This window comes from Pseudomonas sp. P4_C3 (assembly GCF_056402075.1).
In genome coordinates, this window is record NZ_JBFUIC010000479.1 from 1 (window position 1) to 2,451 (window position 2,451).

The 2,451-nt window shown below is 53.1% G+C and carries 2 protein-coding genes and 1 pseudogene; 2 read left to right on the plus strand and 1 reads right to left on the minus strand.

Annotation, left to right across the window (positions count from 1 at the left end):
- Positions 1-245 (plus strand): annotated as a pseudogene (locus AC1DVH_RS29575) (IS5/IS1182 family transposase); the annotation flags it as partial.
- A gap of 120 nt (positions 246-365) precedes the next feature.
- On the opposite strand, the gene AC1DVH_RS29580 reads toward AC1DVH_RS29575, so the two are convergent.
- Positions 366-1,007 carry an SDR family oxidoreductase gene (locus tag AC1DVH_RS29580; RefSeq protein WP_477756775.1) on the minus strand — a complete coding sequence of 214 codons (642 nt, stop codon included), beginning with the start codon at positions 1,005-1,007 and terminating at the stop codon, positions 366-368.
- A gap of 153 nt (positions 1,008-1,160) precedes the next feature.
- Here AC1DVH_RS29580 and AC1DVH_RS29585 point away from each other — a divergent pair, with 153 nt between their 5' ends.
- Positions 1,161-2,420 carry a hypothetical protein gene (locus AC1DVH_RS29585; protein ID WP_477756774.1) on the plus strand — a complete coding sequence of 420 codons (1,260 nt, stop codon included), beginning with the start codon at positions 1,161-1,163 and terminating at the stop codon, positions 2,418-2,420.
- The last annotated feature ends 31 nt before the right edge of the window (positions 2,421-2,451 follow it).

Here is a 2,451-nt window from a genome sequence, read left to right on the forward strand (position 1 = left end):
GCTCAGACGGCTTCACATCAAGCTGAGCGAGCAAGGGTAAATTGATCTGGAGACTTGGATGATTGACTCCACGGCAGTAAGCGCAACCCGGGCCTCTTCTGGTGCCGGGAAAAAAGGGGGCCTGAAGAACCGCAGATCATGCGCTCGGCCGCAGCCCGGGCGGCCTGACCACCAAGATTCACATGCTGTGCGATGCCAACGGTGTACCCCTGACATTTCTATTGTCGGGCGGACAAGCCAGTGACCCGAACCTGATTAACGTTCAGCCTTGACCTGTTGGTTGGCAAGTGGACCAGTGGAACCCGATTGGCACCGATAGCGTTCCCACGAACGCTATCGTTTTTTTGTCAATCCGGTGAACCGTATCAGGACAGGAAACCCCCATCCACATTCAACGAAACCCCAGTCGTATAACTCGACGCATCACTCGCCAAATAAAGCACCGCCCCCGCCATCTCACTCGGGTCCGCCACCCGTTTCAGCGGAATCTGCGCCAGTGCGGTCTTCAAAATCGCATCGTTCTTCACCAGTGCCGAAGCGAACTTGGTGTCGGTCAGCCCCGGCAACAACGCATTGCAACGAATCCCGAACTGCGCACACTCCTTGGCAAACACCTTGGTCATGTTGATGACCGCCGCCTTGGTCACCGAGTAGATGCCCTGGAAGATCCCCGGCGAGACACCGTTGATCGAGGCGACGTTGATGATGCTGCCGCCACCGTTTTCGCGCATCAGCTTGCCGGCTTCSACCGACATGAAGAAGTAGCCGCGGATGTTCACGTCGACGGTTTTCTGGAAGGCGCTGAGGTCGGTGTCSAGCACGTTGCAGAACTGCGGGTTGGTCGCGGCGTTGTTGACCAGGATGTCGAGGCGGCCGAACTGTTCCTTGATGCCGGCGAAGACCTGGCTGRYCTGTTCCATTTCACCGATGTGGCAGGCGATGGCTTCACCAATGCTACGGCTGGCGCCGGAGACAAACGTGACCCTGCTGTCGAGTCGAGCACTGATTTCATTCCGTACATGACTTTGATAAGAAAGTTGGAGCTTTTATTGCATTTTGTTCTAATTGACCTGTCAGTTATGACAGTTTCCGACACATCGATTTTTCCTGATAGTTAACGGACTGTTTTTTATGTCCATCGCTGAAAAGGAATCGTCGTCATGACCGCCGAACTAAACGCTGTAACCGCTGCAGCAAGCCCTTGGGAACAAGCCACGTTAACCGTCAACGGTAAGGAGGTGAAATGGAACGAACCCATTTTGTTGCACCGTGGGCAGGCAAGCGATGTAACGGTGGAGGCTCCACCGGGAATTGCCAGGGAGCTCAACCTGGGGCTGGCTGAGGGTGGCGGTTTGAACATCGCAGCATCGCCGAGTTTTGGCGATTGGGTGACTCCCGTCGATGGCCAGTTCAAGTGGAAGATTACGCCGGACGCTGGCAAGAGCGGTCGTATCACCCTGGTGTTTTTCAGCAGGGAAGTGCTGGTGTCTTGGGAGCATCGAAGCCTGGTGATTTCGAGCAACCTGGCTGATGAAGCAACTGTGTTGATTGATGGTCGTCCAGTTCCCGAGAACGGGGCAGATTTTCTTTGGGAAAGACCCCGCGAACTGACCTTGGAGGTCGATCCTGATAGTCCTGTCGCGATCCTGCCCATTTCGTTGAATTGGGTTAGCGGTACGGGGGTTGCACGTGATGATCTTGACGTAAGCCCTGAACTGGGGGAGCCACAGACAGAATACAAATGGACCATTACAGGGCGGCCAACTAATACGGGTACCTTCAATATGGCGTTTGTCGCCAAGGATTTGCCTGTGCCACTTTCGCTTGAGTCCTGCAGGCTGGTTGACCGTTTAACGTATAAAGTTTTGATCGACGGTGTGGAGCACAAGCCTGGGGTGGATGTGGCTTATCCGGTCCGGAATAAGTACATGTTGATTACATTGAAACCGGAGGCCGGTTCAAAGAATGATCCTGTATTTTCACTGAAGCGACCTTTCTATCCAGGGACAATCGAACCGACCCCGGGTTTTGGGATTTCTGTGCCAGTAGGTGTTGATGGACATACCTGGCGTGTGTATTTGTCTGGTGATGACAGGCCCTTCATTCTTGAATTTGGTGGAACGCAAACCATTGCATTGAGCATGTATCCGGGCTTTCACAGGTCAGATTTTAGTTTAACGCGTATTACAAGTATTATTGGTGGCAGCACGAGGGTTGTTAAGGTAACGGTACTTGGAGATGGTGAACTAAGACCCAGTTATGTCAGGGTTTCTTGGGAGTTTAATGGAAAAATCTGGCATTCCTTTTCAGGGTTGGATGGTGTATGTACGACGGAGATACCCAGTACCCAGACAGGTCTATTTAGTGCCTGGGTCTATGTTCAAGGGGAGCGTCACTCCGTCCAGCAAATTCGGTTCTGAGCGTTTCGGCCCTTGGTCAACGGTTTATCAA